At 52.2% G+C, this 19851-nt stretch carries 14 protein-coding genes and 1 pseudogene; 9 read left to right on the top strand and 6 right to left on the bottom strand.

What is annotated here, in order from left to right:
- Positions 1-3 precede the first annotated feature (3 nt).
- The gene (locus ABLU88_RS12980; RefSeq protein WP_102803371.1) at positions 4-1677 is read right to left on the bottom strand and encodes a hypothetical protein; all 1674 of its coding nucleotides are present in this window, start codon (positions 1675-1677) and stop codon (positions 4-6) included.
- 177 nt (positions 1678-1854) lie between these two features.
- Here ABLU88_RS12980 and ppk1 point away from each other — a divergent pair, with 177 nt between their 5' ends.
- Both ppk1 and ppx read left to right on the top strand, forming a co-directional pair.
- Positions 1855-3915 carry a polyphosphate kinase 1 gene (ppk1, locus tag ABLU88_RS12975; RefSeq protein ID WP_004123499.1) on the top strand — a complete coding sequence of 687 codons (2061 nt, stop codon included), beginning with the start codon at positions 1855-1857 and terminating at the stop codon, positions 3913-3915.
- Positions 3916-3918: 3 nt separating this feature from the next.
- The gene (gene ppx / locus ABLU88_RS12970; protein ID WP_004853121.1) at positions 3919-5460 is read left to right on the top strand and encodes an exopolyphosphatase; all 1542 of its coding nucleotides are present in this window, start codon (positions 3919-3921) and stop codon (positions 5458-5460) included.
- A gap of 39 nt (positions 5461-5499) precedes the next feature.
- On the opposite strand, the gene ABLU88_RS12965 is transcribed toward ppx, so the two are convergent.
- The gene (locus tag ABLU88_RS12965; protein WP_348836681.1) at positions 5500-7719 is read right to left on the bottom strand and encodes an EAL domain-containing protein; all 2220 of its coding nucleotides are present in this window, start codon (positions 7717-7719) and stop codon (positions 5500-5502) included.
- A 370-nt stretch (positions 7720-8089) separates the two neighbouring features.
- Between ABLU88_RS12965 and ABLU88_RS12960 the strand changes: the two genes are divergently transcribed.
- Complete coding sequence (locus ABLU88_RS12960; RefSeq protein ID WP_009654356.1) at positions 8090-8281, top strand: YfgG family protein; 192 nt, start codon at positions 8090-8092, stop codon at positions 8279-8281.
- Between the two features lie 14 nt (positions 8282-8295).
- Here ABLU88_RS12960 and ABLU88_RS12955 read toward each other — a convergent pair whose 3' ends face one another.
- On the bottom strand, positions 8296-9183 hold the full coding sequence (locus tag ABLU88_RS12955; protein ID WP_134897659.1) for a LysR family transcriptional regulator: 888 nt from the start codon (positions 9181-9183) through the stop codon (positions 8296-8298).
- A gap of 98 nt (positions 9184-9281) precedes the next feature.
- Between ABLU88_RS12955 and ABLU88_RS12950 the strand changes: the two genes are divergently transcribed.
- Entirely contained in the window at positions 9282-10478 is a 1197-nt protein-coding gene (locus tag ABLU88_RS12950; RefSeq protein WP_154904315.1) for an MFS transporter, read from the top strand.
- Positions 10479-10614: 136 nt separating this feature from the next.
- Here ABLU88_RS12950 and guaA read toward each other — a convergent pair whose 3' ends face one another.
- A complete protein-coding gene (gene guaA / locus ABLU88_RS12945; protein WP_004853173.1) occupies positions 10615-12192 on the bottom strand; it encodes a glutamine-hydrolyzing GMP synthase in 1578 nt (525 codons plus the stop codon).
- A gap of 68 nt (positions 12193-12260) precedes the next feature.
- Positions 12261-13727: an IMP dehydrogenase gene (guaB, locus tag ABLU88_RS12940; RefSeq protein ID WP_014230355.1), complete on the bottom strand. Its 1467-nt coding sequence runs from the start codon at positions 13725-13727 to the stop codon at positions 12261-12263.
- A gap of 158 nt (positions 13728-13885) precedes the next feature.
- Here guaB and xseA point away from each other — a divergent pair.
- The 3 genes and pseudogenes from xseA to ABLU88_RS12925 all read left to right on the top strand — a co-directional run.
- Positions 13886-15269 (top strand): annotated as a pseudogene (xseA, locus tag ABLU88_RS12935) (exodeoxyribonuclease VII large subunit); the annotation flags it as partial.
- A gap of 71 nt (positions 15270-15340) precedes the next feature.
- Positions 15341-16369: a M4 family metallopeptidase gene (locus tag ABLU88_RS12930; RefSeq protein WP_196545568.1), complete on the top strand. Its 1029-nt coding sequence runs from the start codon at positions 15341-15343 to the stop codon at positions 16367-16369.
- Positions 16366-16710 carry a protealysin inhibitor emfourin gene (locus ABLU88_RS12925; RefSeq protein ID WP_009654386.1) on the top strand — a complete coding sequence of 115 codons (345 nt, stop codon included), beginning with the start codon at positions 16366-16368 and terminating at the stop codon, positions 16708-16710. The genes ABLU88_RS12930 and ABLU88_RS12925 overlap by 4 nt, the downstream gene beginning before the upstream one ends.
- Here ABLU88_RS12925 and ABLU88_RS12920 read toward each other — a convergent pair.
- A complete protein-coding gene (locus ABLU88_RS12920) occupies positions 16707-16922 on the bottom strand; it encodes a zinc ribbon domain-containing protein (RefSeq protein ID WP_004853184.1) in 216 nt (71 codons plus the stop codon). The two genes, ABLU88_RS12925 and ABLU88_RS12920, sit on opposite strands and share 4 nt — an antisense overlap.
- Before the next feature lie 628 nt (positions 16923-17550).
- Here ABLU88_RS12920 and ABLU88_RS12915 point away from each other — a divergent pair.
- Positions 17551-18582, top strand: coding sequence for a Stealth CR1 domain-containing protein (locus tag ABLU88_RS12915; protein ID WP_004853188.1), 1032 nt, complete (start codon positions 17551-17553; stop codon positions 18580-18582).
- A gap of 6 nt (positions 18583-18588) precedes the next feature.
- Complete coding sequence (locus ABLU88_RS12910) at positions 18589-19851, top strand: O-antigen ligase family protein (RefSeq protein WP_348836679.1); 1263 nt, start codon at positions 18589-18591, stop codon at positions 19849-19851.

Genomic DNA, 19851 nt, shown 5'->3' with positions numbered 1-19851 from the left:
TACCTAATGCCTGAGTGCCGATAGTTCGCTACTCAGGCTATCAGCCAGGCTACGAACCCGACCCGCATCGAACATGATATAAAACCCAGGCGATGCTTCGTTCATCTGCTGGCAAAGCATCTCCATTTCGGATGCCCCCTGATACAACGCCTGCACGTTGATATGGCAGATTTCTCTCATACTCCAGCTATTCTCCACCTCACGAGCAAAATGCAGCGTAAAAAAAGCTTTCTGTGCATGCGTGAACAGCTGACAGTAGAGTACGAGCCCCCGCCATTCATTCTGCCAGAGCCGATAGAGCGCCGTGGGAAACGCGGCATTCTCGGCAAACTCCAGCGCCTGCGCGCATAGCTTCAGGGCATCTGCCGCTACCTCATCCTTCTCTTGCGCAATTCGCGTGAGGTTTTCCATCGATATTTGCGGATCGTCACGCGTGAAGTGGATATCCTGGGCCGACCCCGGCAGCCAGTGATTACGCGCCAGCTGGCTGTACAAACTCCATACTGCCTGACCATAGCTTTCCGGTAGCTGACTATGGCGGTGAAAAACGTGATCGCGAACATAAATCGCCTGGTAAAGCACCTCCGTTGCCTGCTCAAGTAGCTGCTGAAAACGGCGGGCGACTGTAACATCGGGGCACCAGCCGTAACGCTCAGCCAGCCAGAGATCCAATAGCTGCTCCTGGGTCTTTCCCGCACCATGACCTAACAGCTGGCTACAGGCAAACAGATTGCATTCGCTTAACGTTTCCGGTATCCAGTGGTTATCAACGCTCTCCCAACTGGTTTTGCATATCGCACCGGTGATTCTGGGATTCGCGCTTTGGCACCACAGCAGTCGGCCTTTTAACTCATCAATGCGCAAGAAAGGCATAACGCCCCAGCCCACCTCTTCGCCTGCTAAATCAATATCAACCCAGACGTCTCGCATAGTGACCTGAAGCAGTGCGGGATTATTTGGAAATGCTGGCCAGAAACGTTCTGGCGTTAACTTGATCGATACCGAAACGCTTGGCGGAAGCGGCTCGATAGCATCGAGAACGGTACCAAGATCATCATTACTTGCAGGGAAAACCCGCAAAACCAGATGTTTATTTTGTGCGGTAACCACCTGGCTGAGCGCTTGAAAACAACGGCGATAGAGCACAAAGCTTTGCGACGGTTGCCGGGTATTTTCAGGCTCATCCCTGGCGTTTATATCCCATTTAGGGCGCGTAATCGGCAATAAACCATCGGTGCTGGAAAGCGCAATAATTAGCCCTGTTAAAGCTGGAATTCCCTGACAAACGCCGCGAATTTTGTCTGTCAGCCAGCGGCTCCAGAAATCCACATCAAAAAGGATCCCTTGCTGGTTATCCAGTAGATACTTATGCGACAACAGCAATTCCGTTGGGAAATCCAGCTCTTTTGCCTGTAAATAAAATCGCAGCCCCTGCTCGCGGCAATACATGGCGAGACGATTAAGGTAGATACAGCGCGCTCTCTGCTGGCTGGAAACGCTATCGTTATAGTGAAAAGGCGTATATCCCTTCGGGGACACCAGCTTACCGAAGAGATCTGCCTGCCCCACCACGATAGTATTAAAGCCATGCAGAGAGGCATACCTGACCAGATTGCATACCGATGACCAGTTCCATATATCCTGATTATTCAGTTCTAACGCTCGCGTCTCCCACATGGTTTTGCTCCTGAATCTCACCTTTCCTTGAACATAACGTAAGTCGCGAAAATCGTCTGTTTTTCTTCGCTATATACTGAAAGAAAACAGTCATACTTCTTTGACATAATTGGACATTCAGTGGCAAAGCTCGCCATAATGAAATAGCAACATACATCTACCGGAGTGTGAGCTGTAATGGGCCAGGAAAAGCTATACATCGAAAAAGAACTCAGCTGGTTATCCTTTAACGAGCGCGTACTTCAGGAAGCGGCGGACAAAAGCAACCCGCTGATCGAGCGCATGCGCTTTTTAGGGATTTACTCCAATAACCTCGATGAATTTTATAAAGTGCGCTTTGCCGAGCTGAAGCGCCGCATCATCATCAGCGAAGAACAAGGCAGTACCGCACACTCTCGCCATCTGCTGGGCAAAATTCAGGCCCGCGTGCTCAAGGCCGATCAGGAGTTTGACGGCTTATACAACGAGCTGCTGCTGGAAATGGCGCGTAACCAGATTTTCCTGATCAACGAACGCCAGCTCTCCGTCAACCAGCAGTCCTGGCTGCGTAACTACTTCAAGCTGTATCTTCGTCAGCACATCACGCCAATACTGATTAACCGCGAAACGGATCTGGTGCAGTTCCTGAAGGATGATTACACCTACCTGGCCGTCGAGATTATTCGCGGGGATACCATCAATTACGCGCTGCTTGAAATTCCGTCAGACAAGGTGCCGCGTTTTGTGAACCTGCCGCCGGAAGCGCCTCGCCGCCGCAAGCCGATGATTCTGTTAGATAACATCCTGCGCTACTGCCTGGATGATATCTTCAAGGGCTTTTTTGATTACGACGCGCTGAACGCCTACTCGATGAAAATGACCCGTGACGCCGAATACGATCTGGTGCACGAGATGGAGTCGAGCCTGATGGAGCTGATGTCCTCCAGCCTGAAACAGCGCCTGACCGCCGAGCCGGTGCGCTTCGTTTATCAGCGCGATATGCCCGACGCGATGGTCGAAATGCTGCGCGATAAGCTCTCCATCTCCAACTACGATTCAATGCTGCCGGGCGGTCGTTACCACAACTTTAAAGACTTTATCGGCTTCCCGAACGTCGGCAAAGCCAATCTGGTCAACAAACCGATGCCGCGTCTGCGTCATCTGTGGTTTGATAAATTCCGCAACGGCTTTGACGCAATCCGCGAACGCGACGTGCTGCTTTACTACCCGTACCATACGTTTGAACACGTCCTTGAGCTGCTGCGCCAGGCCTCTTTCGACCCAAGCGTGCTGGCTATCAAAATCAACATCTACCGCGTCGCGAAAGATTCACGGATTATCGACTCGATGATTCACGCCGCCCACAACGGTAAGAAAGTGACGGTGGTCGTGGAGCTGCAGGCGCGTTTCGATGAAGAAGCCAATATTCATTGGGCTAAACGCCTGACCGAAGCCGGCGTGCACGTTATCTTCTCCGCGCCGGGCCTCAAGATCCACGCCAAGCTGTTCCTGGTTTCGCGCAAAGAGGGCGATGAAGTCGTGCGCTATGCGCATATCGGCACCGGCAACTTCAACGAAAAAACCGCGCGTCTTTACACCGACTACTCGCTGCTGACCGCCGATGCGCGCATCACCAATGAAGTCCGCCGGGTATTTAACTTTATCGAAAACCCCTACCGCCCGGTCAGCTTCGATTATCTGCTGGTGTCGCCGCAAAACTCGCGTCGCCTGCTTTATGAGATGATCGATCGTGAAATCGCCAACGCGCAAAATGGTCAGCCGTCGGGCATTATGCTGAAGCTGAACAACCTGGTCGATAAGGGGCTGGTAGACCGTCTCTACGCCGCTTCCAGCTCCGGCGTGCCGGTTAATTTGCTTATTCGCGGTATGTGCTCGCTGATCCCCGGTCTGGAAGGAATCAGCGAAAATATTCGCGTAACCAGCATTGTTGACCGTTTCCTTGAGCATGACCGCGTTTATTGCTTTGAAAACGGCGGCGATAAGCAGGTTTGGCTATCGTCCGCGGACTGGATGACGCGCAATATTGACTATCGTATCGAAGTGGCCGCGCCGCTGCTGGATCCGCGCCTGAAACAGCGGGTACTGGATATTTTCGATCTCCTCTTCAACGATACGGTGAAAGCACGCTATCTTGATAAAGAACTGAGTAATCGCTACGTGCCGCGCGGCAATCGCCGCAAAGTGCGCGCACAGATGGCGATATACGACTACCTCAAATCACTTGAACAGCCCGATTAACCTATGCCAATAAACGAAAATGCCCCTCGGCCGCAGGAGTTCGCTGCGGTCGACCTCGGTTCGAACAGTTTTCATATGGTGATCGCCCGTGTCGTTGACGGGGCAATGCAGATCATCGGTCGTCTGAAGCAGCGCGTACATCTGGCCGACGGCCTGGATGAAAACTCTGTACTGAGCGAAGAGGCTATTGCGCGCGGGCTGAACTGCCTGTCGCTGTTCGCCGAGCGCCTGCAGGGTTTTGACCCATCAAGCGTCTGTATCGTCGGCACGCACACGCTGCGCCAGGCGACAAACGCCGCAGAGTTCCTCAAACGCGCGGAGCAGGTCATCCCCTACCCGATCGAAATCATTCCCGGCAACGAAGAAGCGCGTCTGATTTTTATGGGCGTGGAGCACACGCAGCCGGAGCGAGGCCGTAAGCTGGTCATCGATATCGGCGGCGGCTCTACCGAGCTGGTTATCGGCGAGGATTTCGAGCCTCGTCTGGTGGAAAGCCGCCGTATGGGCTGCGTGAGCTTCTCTCAGGCCTACTTTGCTGGCGGCGTCATCAACAAAGAGAATTTCCAGCGCGCGCGTCTTTCCGCCGTGCAGAAGCTGGAAACTCTGGCCTGGCAGTTCCGCATCCAGGGGTGGAACGTCGCCCTGGGCGCGTCGGGCACCATTAAAGCCGCTCACGAAGTGCTGGTGGCCATGGGCGAGAAAGACGGCTTCATCACTCCCGAGCGCCTCGAGATGCTGGTCGAAGAGCTGCTGAAGTATAAAAACTTCGACTCGCTAAGCCTGCCCGGGCTGTCTGAAGATCGGAAAGCCGTTTTTGCGCCCGGTCTGGCTATCCTGTGCGGGGTGTTTGACGCGCTGGCGATTAAAGAGCTGCGCTTGTCCGACGGCGCGCTGCGCGAAGGCGTACTGTACGAGATGGAAGGACGTTTCCGTCACCAGGATATCCGTAGCCGCACCGCGCAGAGCCTGGCGAACCAGTACAATATCGATCGCGAGCAGGCGCGTCGGGTGCTGGAGACCACCACGCATATTTATGAGCAATGGCAGGAGCAGAATCCCAAGCTCGCGAACCCCCATCTGGCGGCGCTGCTGAAATGGGCGACCATGCTGCATGAAGTCGGCTTGAATATTAACCACAGCGGCATGCACCGTCATTCGGCTTATATCCTGCAAAACAGCGATCTGCCGGGCTTTAATCAGGAACAGCAGATGCTGATGGCCACCTTAGTTCGCTATCACCGTAAAGCGATTAAGCTGGATGATTTACCGCGTTTCACGCTGTTTAAGAAGAAGCAGTTTCTGCCGTTAATTCAGCTGCTGCGCCTTGGCGTGCTGCTGAATAACCAGCGTCAGGCAACGACAACGCCGCCGAGCCTTACGCTGAAAACCGAGGCAAACCACTGGACGCTGACCTTCCCGCACGACTGGTTTAGCCAGAATGCGCTGGTGCTGCTCGACCTGGAAAAAGAGCAGGAATACTGGGAAGGGGTGCCTGACTGGTGGCTGAAAATCAGCGAAGAAGAGAAGCCTGACGCGGCAAGCTAGTTTCGCGCATATGGGCCGGACGTCCGGCCCATTCGCTTATCAATCCTCAACCAGCGCCTCAAGCGGGGCCGGTTTGCCGATATCATAGCCCTGCATATAATCAATCCCCAGCGAAACCACAGCCTGCCGAATCTCGGGCGTTTCGACATATTCGGCCACCACCTGCATATTTTTCATCCTCGCCAGAAGGCAAATAGAGGCAACGGCCTGATAGTCCAGACTGCTGGTCACCAGATTACGAATAAAACTACCGTCGATTTTCAGCAGATCCGCATTCATCGTTTTCAGCCGCGCGTAGCTGGCATAGCCGGTGCCAAAGTCATCAATCGCTACCCGACAGCCCAGGTCCTGAAGCTGCGCCAGGGTTTTCCGCGCCTGCTCGGGATTGGTCAGTGAATGGTTCTCCGTCAGCTCAAAAATAATCTGCCAGGGTTCAATGTCATAATGCTCCAGCAGCGTTTTTACCTGCTGATGAAAATAACTGTTACTCACTGAAAACGGCGAGATATTTATCGCCAGACGCATTCCAGGAAGCTTTTTGCGCCGCTTGTCCATAAAGATCAGCGTATGTTCGAGGACCCAGCTATCGATACGCGCCGACAGTCCAAACTCATGCGCCACCGGTAAAAAAGCATCCGGCATGATGATTTCATCGTTGTCGTTCAGCATTCTCAGCAGAACTTCATGATAGCTATCCCCCCGGATGCCGACGATCGGTTGTGCCATCAGAACGAAGCGATCGTGCTCCAGCGCCTTCACCAGCTGATTCATTATCGTGACTTTGTCTTTCAGCTCCTGCTGGGTATTAATGGCGCCGCGACGCTGTAAATTTTCAGGACTTCCGGTCGCCAGGGAAAGGTCAGCCGCGCCGCTGAGTTCTCCAAGCAGTAAATGCAGATGCATCACCGGAGAGCGAACGTGGCAATAGCTGAATCCCACGGGCGGCTGCAGCGGCATACCGTTCCAGACAAAGCGAAACTTTTTGAGCTGTTCAAACAGCAGAGGGACCCGCTGCTGATACTCTTCACTGTTCAGATGGACCACCAGCTCATGCCCGGCCATCTGATAGACATCCTCCCCGGGCTGCAACAGATCGCCAAGCGACTCGGCCAGCAGCTGCTTGTACTGAATGCGCAACAGAACGCCGTAATGGCGGCCCAATATTTCCAGCTCGGGAATGCGTAAGAAGCACAGCACTGACCAGGAGGATTTATTTAACGCCCGGCTCAGCGCGCGGATATTGGGCAAGCGTACAACCGGATCAATAAAGGCCATCCGCCGCATCCGCGCATAAAAAATTCGCTGCTGCGTCGCCAGCATCGCCATATAGGCGATAATAAATGAAAACACCAGATAGCTGGAGGAGGTAATAGCCAGCTGATTACTGTAAATCGGTGACTGCGGGAGATATTGATAGTGAAAGTGGATAATTACAATTAAAACAGGGGACCAGACTAATGAAATGAAGCGATAGCCAAAGCGCATCGCCCCCCACAACATCACCGGCATAAGCAAGGACAAGGTATAATTTGTACTAAAAATAGTGCTTGTACTACTCAGCGGCATTAATAGCAGCACTAATAAAATTAACAGCACTGCCGCCCATAAAATAAACTCTAAGGGCTTTATTTTCGGGTCAATCTGCAGGCGAATCTGAGAAACAAAACCCCGAATATAGAGCGGGTTGCGGATCATTCGAATAATAAAGTAGCATAGCGGCACGCCGGTCAGGCATCCGGCCATCAGGGCCTGGAAGGTGATAAGTGAACGCAAACTTAAAGGGTTGACCCCAATCAACCCGGTCGCCCGAGGATGAATTCCCAGATATTCAGCGATTTGGGAAAGGATAAGAAAGATCAGCGATGGCAGCAACATTTGCCAGAACAATCGCTGAGGCATCAGTCGCACATTGCCATGCGAGATTTGCTGCCTTCGCGGAACAAAAACGCGATACCCGCCCCAGCAAAGAACGGTCGGAATAAGAAAATGGAAAATCACGCCGATGGAATCTTCCAGCGTCATGCCGCGCGTAATGGAAAGCAGCAAACCGACAACGATCCCCGGTAAAGCAGCCCAGCCGAAAAACAGCATTAGGCTCAGCACTAACGCCAAAGGTAAATAGTAAAGATAAACTTCATTACCATTCAGTACAGCAACGGTGTTCGCCCATCTTGCCAGGGGGAGTAAAAGGATGGGTAAGATGAGCGGCAGCGACCACCATTTATCCCGATATCGTCTGTAAAGTTTAATAATGTTCATAGATGCTCTACGGATAACCCTAAATCCTGCAGGGTATATTCAGGCAGGCATCCAACCAACCGTCATAATCGCGCAAGGAATAACAACGCGGAACTGGCTGGTGATTTTAGTTGTCGGTGAGAATAGACGATTGATATAAATCAAAAAATCACGTCGCTAATATTAATAATGTCTTTTTTTTAACATCAATTTGCGATAAGCAGAAAGCATGTAAATACGAGGATTATCTTATATAACATTAATTAATGTTTTACCCCTGGGATTTTTACATCCTCATCAATTGACCCTTCCGCGTTACTGTGCCTTAATACGCACATCGCCCATCCTTTGGGTATACTTTAAGGAACCTTTTGTGAGTCAGGCACCCAGTATGCGTAAACGACATCGATTTAACCGTCGCATGACCCGTATCGTACTGCTTATCAGCTTTATCTTCTTCTTTGGACGCTTTGTCTACTCCTCCATCGGTGCCTGGTACCATCATCAGGACAAAAAGCAATCGCAGCAATCCACTATCACCGTTGAACCTTCAGATCCGCTAAAAACGCCGGTACAAAAATAAGCGCGGTACGCTGTTCAGCAACCGGTCTGAGAGAGCAAACGCAGCACTTCAGCAATGCCTTTAGTGATGATTTTATCCTGCCGCATGACGATGCCTAACTGCCGATACAGACGCGGAGTCAACGATTGTACCTTCAGGCCGACGCGATCCTGCGGATCCTCTACCGCCATACGCGGCACGATGCTGTATCCCAGTCCCGCGCGCACCATGCGTTTAATCGCCTCAATGCTGCCTAACTGCATGACTGGCACGACCATCAGTCCATTATGGCGAAACCAGCCGTCAATCAGATCCCGGGTTCCGCTCCCCGCTTCAAAAGCAATTAGCGGCAATGATTGCAGAACCTCTGGCGTCAGCGGCGAGGGCAGGTCGTCCTGAGCATCGCTAAAAATACCGACAAACTCTTCATCTAAAACCGGCGTCACCGCCAGGCTGCGTCCGTTCGCCGGAAGCGTACAAAGGCCCAGATCAAGCCGGTTCTCCTCGATAGCCCGAACCACTTCCAGGGTATTGCCAACCGTGACCCTCACCGTCAGCAGAGGGTGATCCTGATGCAGCTTCTGCAGCAGCGGCGGTAACAGGTGGATACAGGCGGTCGCCCCGGTACCCAACGTTATCGAGCCGCTGATTTCTCGATTGAATTCGCTAACCGATTGCACTGCCGCGCCCACCGCCAGTTCAATCCGCTCGCTGTGCGCCAGCAGGGCGATGCCGGCCGCCGTCGCTTTGATGCCTCGTCCTGTTCGCTCAAGCAGTCTGGTTTGGAGAAATTGTTCCAGCTGACGTACCTGCAGACTTACCGCAGGCTGCGACAGCCCCAGCAGGTCAGCAGCGGCGGAAAAGCTTCCGCGCTGTACCACCAGGCGGAACGTCGCCAGATTTCCCAGATTGAGCGTCATCATCACAAAGTTTCTCTTATAAGGGTCATAAATGGACCGGCCTGCCTCCACAATAGCGTGCAGGGTATGCTGCCGACAACAGCGTAACAAAATGGACGATCATGAAAACATCTGCAAAACCACTCTCCGCGCCGGGCGCTGTCACGCTTGCCGCCGGGTGCAACCAGCTAATAAACTGGGGAATCTCATTTTATATGCCCGGCACTTTCGCCAGAGCGATTGCTCAGGAGACCGGCTGGGCCGCAACGGAAATCTACTTTGGCCTGACTATCGCCATGCTGATGATGGCGATGCTCTCCCCGTTTGTCGCCCGGCTACTGGCCCGCTTTGGGGGGCAACGGGTGGTGGTCACGGGTACGCTGATGATTTCAGCGGGCTGCCTGGTAATGGCTTACGTCCAGAGTCTGCCGGGCTGGTTCGCCGCCTGGGTTCTGACCGGCGCCGGGATGCGTCTGGCGCTCTACGACGCGCTGTTCGCCGCGCTGGTGAATATCTATGGGCAAAGCGCCAGATTAACTATCTCACGCGTGACGCTGGCCGGCGGCCTGGCTTCGGCTCTGTTCTGGCCGCTCGGCGCCGGGTTGTTGACGCAGATGGACTGGCGGCATGCGCTGCTGATTTATGCCCTGTTTGGCCTGCTTAGCGCGATGCTGCTGTGGAAAATGCCAAACCATCGACTGCCGTCACCGAAACGGATAATGCAACGCCAGCGGCTCTCCCACCGCGATAAACGCCCTGCCCTCCTGTACGCGTCGCTGATTGCGCTGGTTACCTTTGTTTCCAACGGTACCTCGACGCATCTCCCCGAGTATATCGCCAGCGTCGGGCTTCCTGTCGCGGTGGGAATGCTGTGGGGGATTGGGCAAACCGGCGCGCGCTTTCTCGAAGTGGCATCCGGTTCTGTCCTTACGCCGTTGCGGCTAACGATACTGACCACCCTGCTGATGCCGCTCTGCTTTGCGCTCGGCCTGAGCGGGCCATATCTGTCGTGGGCGGCCGGCGGATTTGTGCTGGGTTACGGCGCGATCAACGGCCTGACGACCGTATTTAAAGCCACTCTGCCGCTGCAGCTTTTTGCCACCGAGGATTATGCCCGGCGAACCGGTATTCTGTTGATTCCCGCGCAGCTGCTGGCCGCCGCTTCGCCGTTTGCCTACGCGTGGCTGAATGATCATCTCGGGATAAGGGGCAGTTTAGCGGTTTCCGCCGCGCTGGCTCTGGTGGTGGCAGCTCTGGCGATGGCCATTGCATGGTGTCAGCGGGAGAATACGCCAGCGGCGATTGAAGAACGGGGCTGACAGTAGAAACCCGGTGTATCGGTATTCATCGTCTCAGGGAATGCCGTAATTCGGCGATATTGTTAAGAAAAATGCCATTAATGACGTCAATCATTAATGGCATTATTTTTTATTCAATTAACGCAAAGAATAAAGTTTATTCCCACTCAATGGTCGCCGGCGGCTTACCGCTGATGTCATACACCACGCGGGAAATACCGTTGACTTCATTGATGATGCGGTTGGATACGCGGCCGAGGAAATCGTACGGCAGATGCGCCCAGTGAGCGGTCATAAAGTCGATGGTTTCAACCGCACGCAGGGAAACGACCCAGTCGTACTTACGGCCATCGCCCATGACGCCGACGGAACGCACCGGCAGGAACACGGTGAACGCCTGGCTCACTTTGTTGTACAGGTCGGCTTTGTGCAGCTCTTCAATAAAGATTGCATCCGCGCGGCGCAGCAGGTCGCAGTACTCTTTCTTCACTTCACCCAGCACGCGCACGCCCAGACCCGGCCCCGGGAACGGGTGGCGGTACAGCATATCGTACGGCAGACCCAGTTCGAGGCCAATCTTACGCACTTCATCTTTGAACAGCTCGCGCAGCGGTTCAACGAGGCCCATCTTCATCTCTTTCGGCAGGCCGCCCACGTTATGGTGAGATTTGATGACGTGCGCTTTACCGGTTGCGGAAGCCGCGGACTCGATGACGTCAGGGTAGATGGTCCCTTGCGCCAGCCATTTCACGTCTTCCAGCTTCAGCGCTTCTTCGTCAAACACTTCAACGAACACGCGGCCGATGATTTTACGCTTCGCTTCCGGATCGTTTTCGCCCGCCAGCGCAGCCAGGAAACGCGCCTCGCCTTCGACGTGAACGATGTTCAGGCCGAAGCGATCGCCAAACATATCCATAACCTGCTGGGCTTCATTCAGACGCAGCAGACCGTTATCCACAAAGACGCAGGTCAGGTTTTTGCCGATGGCGCGGTGCAGCAGCATGGCGGTGACGGAGGAATCCACGCCGCCGGACAGGCCGAGGATCACTTTATCGTCGCCAACCTGCTGACGAATGCGCTCAATAGCATCGTCGATAATTTTGGCCGGGGTCCACAGCGCTTCACACTGGCAGATATCGCGTACGAAACGCTCCAGCATGCGCAGACCCTGACGGGTGTGGGTGACTTCCGGGTGGAACTGTACGCCGTAGAAGCGCTTCTCTTCGTTAGCCATTATGGCGAACGGGCAGGTTTCGGTGCTGGCAACGGTGACGAAGTCAGACGGGATGGCGGTGACTTTGTCGCCGTGGCTCATCCAGACGTCCAGCATCGGCTTACCATCCGCGCTCAGCGCATCTTCGATACCGTGAATCAGGGCGCTATCGGTCTGCACTTCAACCTGCGCATAGCCAAACTCACGTTCATTAGAGGCTTCAACGTGGCCGCCCAGCTGCATCGCCATGGTCTGCATGCCGTAGCATACGCCGAATACCGGCACGCCGGCTTCAAAGACATACTGCGGCGCGCGCGGGCTGTTATCTTCGGTGGTGCTTTCCGGGCCACCGGAAAGAATAATGCCGTTAGGATTAAACTCACGAATTTGAGCTTCAGTCACGTCCCATGCCCACAGTTCACAGTAGACACCTAATTCACGAACGCGACGCGCAACCAGCTGGGTGTACTGAGAACCGAAGTCCAGGATAAGAATACGATGTTTATGAATGTTATCCGTCATTGACGATAATTCCGAGGCAAGTGATACAGGTTAAATAAATCGCCCGGCGCGTGGCCGGGCGATGAAAATCAGGAGCCCATGCGGTAGTTCGGGGATTCCTTGGTGATAGTCACGTCGTGAACGTGGCTCTCCTGGATACCCGCGCCGCTGATGCGCACGAATTCCGCTTTGGTCCGCAGGGTGTCGATGGTACCACAACCGGTCAGGCCCATACAGGAGCGCAGGCCGCCCATCTGCTGGTGAATGATCTCTTTCAGGCGGCCTTTATAGGCGACGCGACCTTCGATACCTTCCGGTACTAGTTTGTCGGCGGCGTTATCGGTCTGGAAGTAGCGATCGGAGGAACCTTTAGACATCGCGCCAAGGGAACCCATACCGCGGTATGATTTGTACGAACGGCCCTGATAGAGTTCGATTTCGCCCGGGGACTCTTCCGTACCGGCCAGCATTGAGCCAACCATGACGGCGGCTGCGCCTGCGGCAATCGCTTTCGCAATATCGCCGGAGAAACGAATACCGCCGTCGGCGATAACCGGGATACCGGTGCCTTCCAGCGCTTCAACCGCGTCGGAAACGGCGGTGATCTGCGGAACGCCCACGCCGGTCACAATACGAGTCGTACAGATGGAGCCAGGGCCGATCCCTACTTTCACCGCGCTGCAGCCGGCTTCCGCCAGCGCACGTGCGCCCGCGCCGGTCGCCACGTTGCCGCCGATGATTTGCAGGTCAGGATATTTCGCACGGGTATCGCGGATACGCTGCAATACGCCTTCAGAGTGGCCGTGAGAGGAGTCGATCAGCAGAATATCTACGCCCGCGGCAACCAGCGCATCCACGCGCTCTTCGTTACCGGCGCCCGCACCCACCGCCGCACCGACGCGCAGGCGACCCTGCTCATCTTTACAGGCGTTCGGTTTACGCTCCGCTTTCTGGAAATCTTTAACGGTGATCATGCCGAGAAGATGGAAGCTGTCATCCACAACCAGCGCTTTCTCAACGCGTTTTTCATGCATTTTGGCAAAAACCACTTCGCGGCTTTCGCCTTCGCGAACGGTCACCAAACGCTCTTTCGGCGTCATATAAACGCTCACCGGCTGATTCAGGTCGGTGACGAAACGCACGTCGCGACCGGTGATGATGCCGACCAGCTCGTTGTCTTCGGTCACCACCGGATAGCCAGCAAAACCGTTGCGTTCAGTCAGCTCTTTCACTTCGCGCAGGGTGGTGGTCGGCAGGACGGTCTGCGGGTCGGTAACCACGCCGGACTCATGCTTCTTCACGCGCTTAACTTCTTCCGCCTGGCGCTCGATGGACATGTTTTTATGAATAAAGCCGATGCCGCCTTCCTGTGCCAGGGCAATTGCCAGACGCGCTTCCGTCACGGTATCCATTGCAGCAGAGAGCATTGGAATATTCAGACGAATGGTTTTCGTCAGCTGAGTGCTGAGATCGGCGGTATTTGGCAGAACGGTTGAATGAGCGGGAACGAGGAGGACGTCGTCAAACGTCAGGGCTTCTTTAGCGATACGTAGCATGGGCAATATCTCGACCAGGGTGGATAAATATTGCCGTGGCATTATACAGAGCGTAACCGATTGCATCTACCCTTTTTTGCAAATAATACTTGCGATCCCCTCCCAGCAGGTTACTATCGACTGAATAACCTGCTGATTTAGAATTTGATCTTGCTCACATGTTGCCATCTCAATCCCCCTCAATTTACACGGTTAGCCGCCTCAATCAGTCGGTTCGACTGCTGCTCGAACGTGAAATGGGTCAGGTATGGATCAGCGGCGAGATTTCCAATTTCAGCCAGCCCGCTTCCGGCCACTGGTACTTCACCCTAAAAGACGATAACGCCCAGGTGCGCTGCGCGATGTTCCGCAATAGCAACCGCCGCGTGACGTTCCGTCCGCAGCACGGGCAGCAGGTGCTGGTCCGCGCCAATATCACGCTGTACGAGCCGCGCGGCGATTATCAGATCATCGTGGAAAGCATGCAGCCTGCGGGCGAAGGTCTGCTTCAGCAGAAGTATGAGCAGCTCAAGACCGCGCTGGCGGCGGAAGGCTTGTTCGATCAGCAGCATAAAAAAACGCTCCCCTCCCCCGCGCACTGCGTCGGCGTCATCACCTCTAAAACCGGTGCTGCGCTGCACGATATTTTACACGTGCTCAAGCGCCGCGATCCTTCCCTGCCGGTGATTATTTACCCGACCGCCGTCCAGGGGGAAGATGCGCCAGGGCAGATCGTTCGCGCGATTGAGCTGGCCAACGCGCGCCAGGAGTGCGACGTGCTGATTGTCGGGCGCGGCGGCGGTTCGCTGGAAGATTTATGGAGCTTTAACGATGAGCGAGTGGCGCGGGCGATTTTTGCCAGCCCTATTGCCATCGTCAGCGCCGTAGGCCATGAGACTGACGTCACTATCGCCGATTTTGTCGCCGACCTGCGCGCCCCGACCCCTTCCGCGGCGGCGGAAATGGTCAGCCGCAACCAGCAGGAGCTGCTGCGCCAGCTCCAGTCCGGGCAGCAGCGCCTTGAAATGGCGATGGACTACTTCCTTGCCAACCGCCATCGTCGCTTTACCCAGGTTTTTCACCGCCTGCAGCAGCAGCATCCTCAGCTGCGGCTGGCCCGTCAGCAAACAGAGCTTGAAAGATTGCGTCAGCGCATGCGTTTCGCTCTTGAGACGCAAATAAAGCGCGCCGACCAGCGCCAGCAGCGCGCCGCGCAGCGCCTGAATCAACAAAACCCACAGCCGCGAATTCACCGCGCCCAGAGCCGTATTCAACAGCTGGAATACCGGCTGGCGGAAAACATCCGCGCGCGTCTTGGCGAGCAACGTGAACGCTTCGGTAATATGGTCACGCACCTGGAAGCCGTCAGCCCGCTGGCGACGCTGGCCCGCGGCTATAGCGTCACTTCCGCCAGCGACGGCAAGGTGCTGAAACAAACGAAACAGGTGCGCGAGGGCGACGTTCTCACTACCCGCCTGAACGATGGCTGGGTAGAGAGCGAAGTGAAGAACATCACGCCGGTGAAGAAAACCCGTTCCCGCAAAAAAGCCGGATAAGCCTGCCATTTCGACCGAGGATAACTATACTGCTGTCATGCCCTTTTTAAACGGTTCTATCCGGCTAAGGAGCGTGATATGCCAGATGCTTATCCTCGTTATGTGATTCCGCCCTACATTTTACGCCGCATTGTCGATCGTGGTTCCCTTCAGCAGCAGCGCTGCGCGCAGAATACCCTCAGCCACGTTCAGACCCTGATGGCGCACGTTCCGGGGCGCCCTGCCGCGCCCCACGTCACCACGCCGGGCCTGCTTGAACGCGACATTTATGATGCCGGGCAGACCCAGGATCTACCGGGTACTCAGGTCCGTTTTGAGGGACAGCCCTCCAACGGCGACGTTGCCGTTGATGAAGCCTATGACTATCTCGGCATCACCCATGATTTTTTCTGGAAGAGCTACCAGCGCGATTCGCTGGATAACCGCGGATTGAAGCTCACCGGCAGCGTCCACTATGGTCACGAATATCAAAACGCATTCTGGAACGGCCAACAAATGGTGTTTGGCGACGGGGATGGCGAGATTTTTAATCGTTTTACTATCGCCATTGACGTGGTGGCGCACGAACTAAGCCACGGCGTGACGGAGAGCGAAGCCGGTCTCATCTATTTCGAACAATCCGGCGCGCTGAACGAATCGCTTTCCGATGTTTTCGGTTCGCTGGTCAAACAGTATCAGCGCCAGCAGACGGCAGACAAAGCGGACTGGATCATTGGCGAGGGGCTACTCGCGAAAGGCATCCACGGCAAAGGTCTGCGCTCAATGTCGCAGCCGGGTACCGCATACGATGACCCTGTCCTTGGCAAAGATCCGCAACCCGCTCATATGAAAAATTTTGTTCATACCCAGCAGGATAACGGCGGCGTGCATATCAACTCCGGCATTCCTAATCACGCCTTTTATCTCGCCGCCAGCGCCCTCGGCGGTTTTGCATGGGAGAAAGCGGGATACGCCTGGTACGACGCGGTGTGCGATCAATCTCTGGCGAAAGACGCCGATTTCTCAGCCTTTGCCAGACTGACGATTCACCACGGCGAGAAACGCTCTGGCAAAGAGACCGCAGAGGCGATTACTCAGGCCTGGGAGCGGGTCGGAGTGGTGCTATGAATCTTGCCGATCTTAGCGATGACGCGGTGATTGAGCTGGCGCGCGAGGGTGGCGTTGCCTGGATCCCGGCGCTCAGCGGGATGCGTAAGATCGTCGTGGCGAAGCTCAACGAGCAACAGAAGCAGCGGATCGCGACGATTCTCCAACAGTCGCTACCGCTGGGCAAGCCGCCGGGCCAGCCCGACTCGCCTGGCCGGGGCGACCAGCGTTTTTTTCGCATCCAGATCGTCAGCGAGCAGCACTACCACAGCCTGATTATTCTCATCCCGGAGGATCGTGCGCCAGATTCACTGGTTGAACTCTGGCGCGACGGCGAAGGCTGCGTCAGCGATAAAGATTAAATCGGCACAAACTCGACGCGTTTTTTCGAAATCAGCCCGTGGCCATTCTGGCAAAAATAATCCACCGCGCCGCAGGCTTTTAACACCTCCAGCGGCTTGTGGCAGTCCGGGCAGCGGGCTTCGACAACATACTCTTTCGCACAACGCTCGCAGCGGGCGCTATTGCCCTGCACAGCAAGCTGCGCATGACACACGGGGCAATCAAATTCCATGGTGACTCCTTCTCACATTGAGTATCACTAGCTTATCACGTCGATAGCAAGTGCAGTCCGCGAAATTGCGGCTGTCGCTGTAGGGGTTGTTCAACCTCATTAGTTCGCCGCAGGTGAGCCCGCAAATTTCTTCCAGCTCACCTTCAAATAGGCTGTGCTCACCGAAAATATATTCGCAAGATAATGTTCATAATCGCCCCAGAGCGCGATCAATAGTGAATTCGTTTGCCATCGACTCAACTTATCTGACGATACCTTTTGATAAAGAGTAGAGATTGATTATCGAAGAACAGTGCAATATTTTGAGAAGAAGATTATCAAAAATGTTACAAGGTAATTCTGATAACAACGTTATTAACAAAGCCTTCTGACAATTAACCATTAGCAAACTCAACTTTTGCATTCAATAACTTATAAAAACATCACAAAAATATAAAAACGCACCCAACATCAAAAAATAAAAATCAGCAATGATAAATTACCGTTAAAATCAACCTTGATAACTATCACATAAAATAAGCTTTCACAATAATTTAATACATAGCAAAAATACGTTTAGATAAAACATTCACAAAACAAATATTAACAGAGATTAAAATAACCAACCTGGTGATTAAAGGAGAGAGCGGTGTCCGATATTGATTTTGTTGTTTTATGGGTCGACTCCGATGATAGGTGTTGGCAGGACGATTTTATACGTTATAAAACTATCTACAGTGATACTTATAAGTTGGCAGTCACGCCATCACGCTTCAGAGATATGGGGTTGTTTAAATACTGGTTCAGGGCTGTCGAAAATTACGCACCTTGGGTTCGCAAAGTCCATCTGGTTACCTGTGGACAGGTTCCTTCATGGCTGGATAAAAGCTATCATAAAATAAATCTTGTCCGACATAGCGACATCATTGATAAAGAATATTTACCTACATTCAATTCACGAGCAATTGAAGTTAATATTCATAAAATAAAAGGATTGAGTGATCAGTTTGTATATTTCAATGACGATATGTTATTAAACTCTCCCATCACTCCAGAGTTTTACTTTAAAAAAAATTTACCTAATGATTTTTTAATCGAGAATGACATTAACCCTATATCAATTGATAATAACATTTCAAACCTAATGTTAACGACCAATGCTTCAGTTATTAATACATTTTTCAATCGCAGAGAGTCTATCAAAAAAAACATAACAAAATACTATAACTTGCAATATGGTCGATATATTAAGAAAAATATATCTAAAAAGAAAGCAAGAAACTTCACTGGTTTTTTCGGAAGGCATTTACCACAACCCTTCCTAAAATCTACCTTTGAGGAAGTTTGGTCTCATGATGAAATAAGGGACATACTGGTAAGGACCTCAAAATCCAGATTCAGAGATGGCTATAATTTAAATCAATATATTTTCAGATATTGGCATTTAGCTTCAGGAAAATTTAATCCATGCAATCCTAAAAGATTAGGCAGCCATTTTAATTTAACCGGCGATCGGCAGCAGCTTGATCACGCCATTCAGGCCCTGAAAAGCGACGTTCCGCAAATCTGCCTGAATGATGATCTTGAGGATAATACACTTTTTGAATTTGCATGTCAGAAAGTATCGGACACGCTACGTTGTAAGTTAGGAAAAACGTCAAAGTTTGAGATTGAGATGTAAATTGATATGATAAAGGAGAAATATATAAATTTCGTATTACTTTTAGCAGTAATATCAAGTAGCATTATCATCCCTGAGCAATTGCTTGGTCGGAATATATTTTACATCTATTCCTCAGTGATAATTACTGGCTCTTTTTTTTATTTTAAGAAATTAACAATCACCCGTCAGGATTTAATATTAGGTGCAGCCATCTTCCTTATTGGAGCATCTCAGCTATTATGGTCCTGGAGGTTTCCTGCACATCTTACGGAGATCTATCGCGCTGATACTAATTATCCCAAAACGGGTACTTATCTGATCATCGGCTCTGTAGTGATATCACTGTTCCCAGCGATCATGAGGCTATCAGGAACAGGCCAACAGAAAAAAACAACCTACTACCTCTTATTCGGTTTTATTACCCTGACATTATATGCAGTATATTGCAAAATCATTGCTCCCGGTGAGCGTCTTCGTATAAATACTTCATCTACCTTAAGCGCTGCGCTTTATACTATGTATTCGCTCTTGACGCTTTATTCGCTTCTGCGTACCAGCATACATTACAGAAAAGTATTAGCTTCATTCATTGTTTTTTCTTCGCTATATATATTGCTATTAACTGAGACTCGATCAGCTTTAATCGTGTATCCTGTAATTCTGCTTTATATTTTATTTAAAAAATATGCCGTAGCGAAATGGAAAGCATTATCTATTTGTGCACTTTCATTTATTTTATTTTCACTAATGATTGGTGTATTCTCGCCAAATGTTTATAAGAGAGCGAGCGAGGTTATAACCGATATAACTCTTTATCAGCAAAACAATAACACATCAATAGGAGCAAGATTAACAATGTGGTATTCCGGGATAAACGAAATCATAACCCACCCCGGAGGAGTCAGCGCAAAAGAGAGATATCAAATCCTGGCTGATTTTATCAATAAAAACGAAAATGGAAATCCAGAAGCCTTACGCAATATACCCTATCATTTACATAATGATTTGATTGAAACGATGTCGCTTCAGGGAGCTGCCAGCGGCCTGTTTTTATTTTTTTTCTATATAACGCTTATCTATTACATGACAAGAAAGAAGCCATCTTATGCCGCTTTATTTCTATGTTTGCCGGTATTATTTTTTGGTACGGTAGATTCTCTTTTCATTCATGTAAGATTCGTCATCATGTTAATCGGCTGGCTGATTATTTACACCGGTTTAACTGGAGCTTTGCTGGTTGAGGATACCCCCTCTCCTCCCCTTAAAAAAGGCAATGAAGCTGAATAA

It is taken from the genome of Klebsiella sp. GW_Kp182 (genome assembly GCF_040062275.1).
GTDB classification, from domain to species: Bacteria; Pseudomonadota; Gammaproteobacteria; order Enterobacterales; family Enterobacteriaceae; genus Klebsiella; species Klebsiella michiganensis.
The sequence above is the reverse complement of the archived record's forward strand: the minus strand, read 5'-3'. Positions and strand labels throughout refer to the sequence as shown.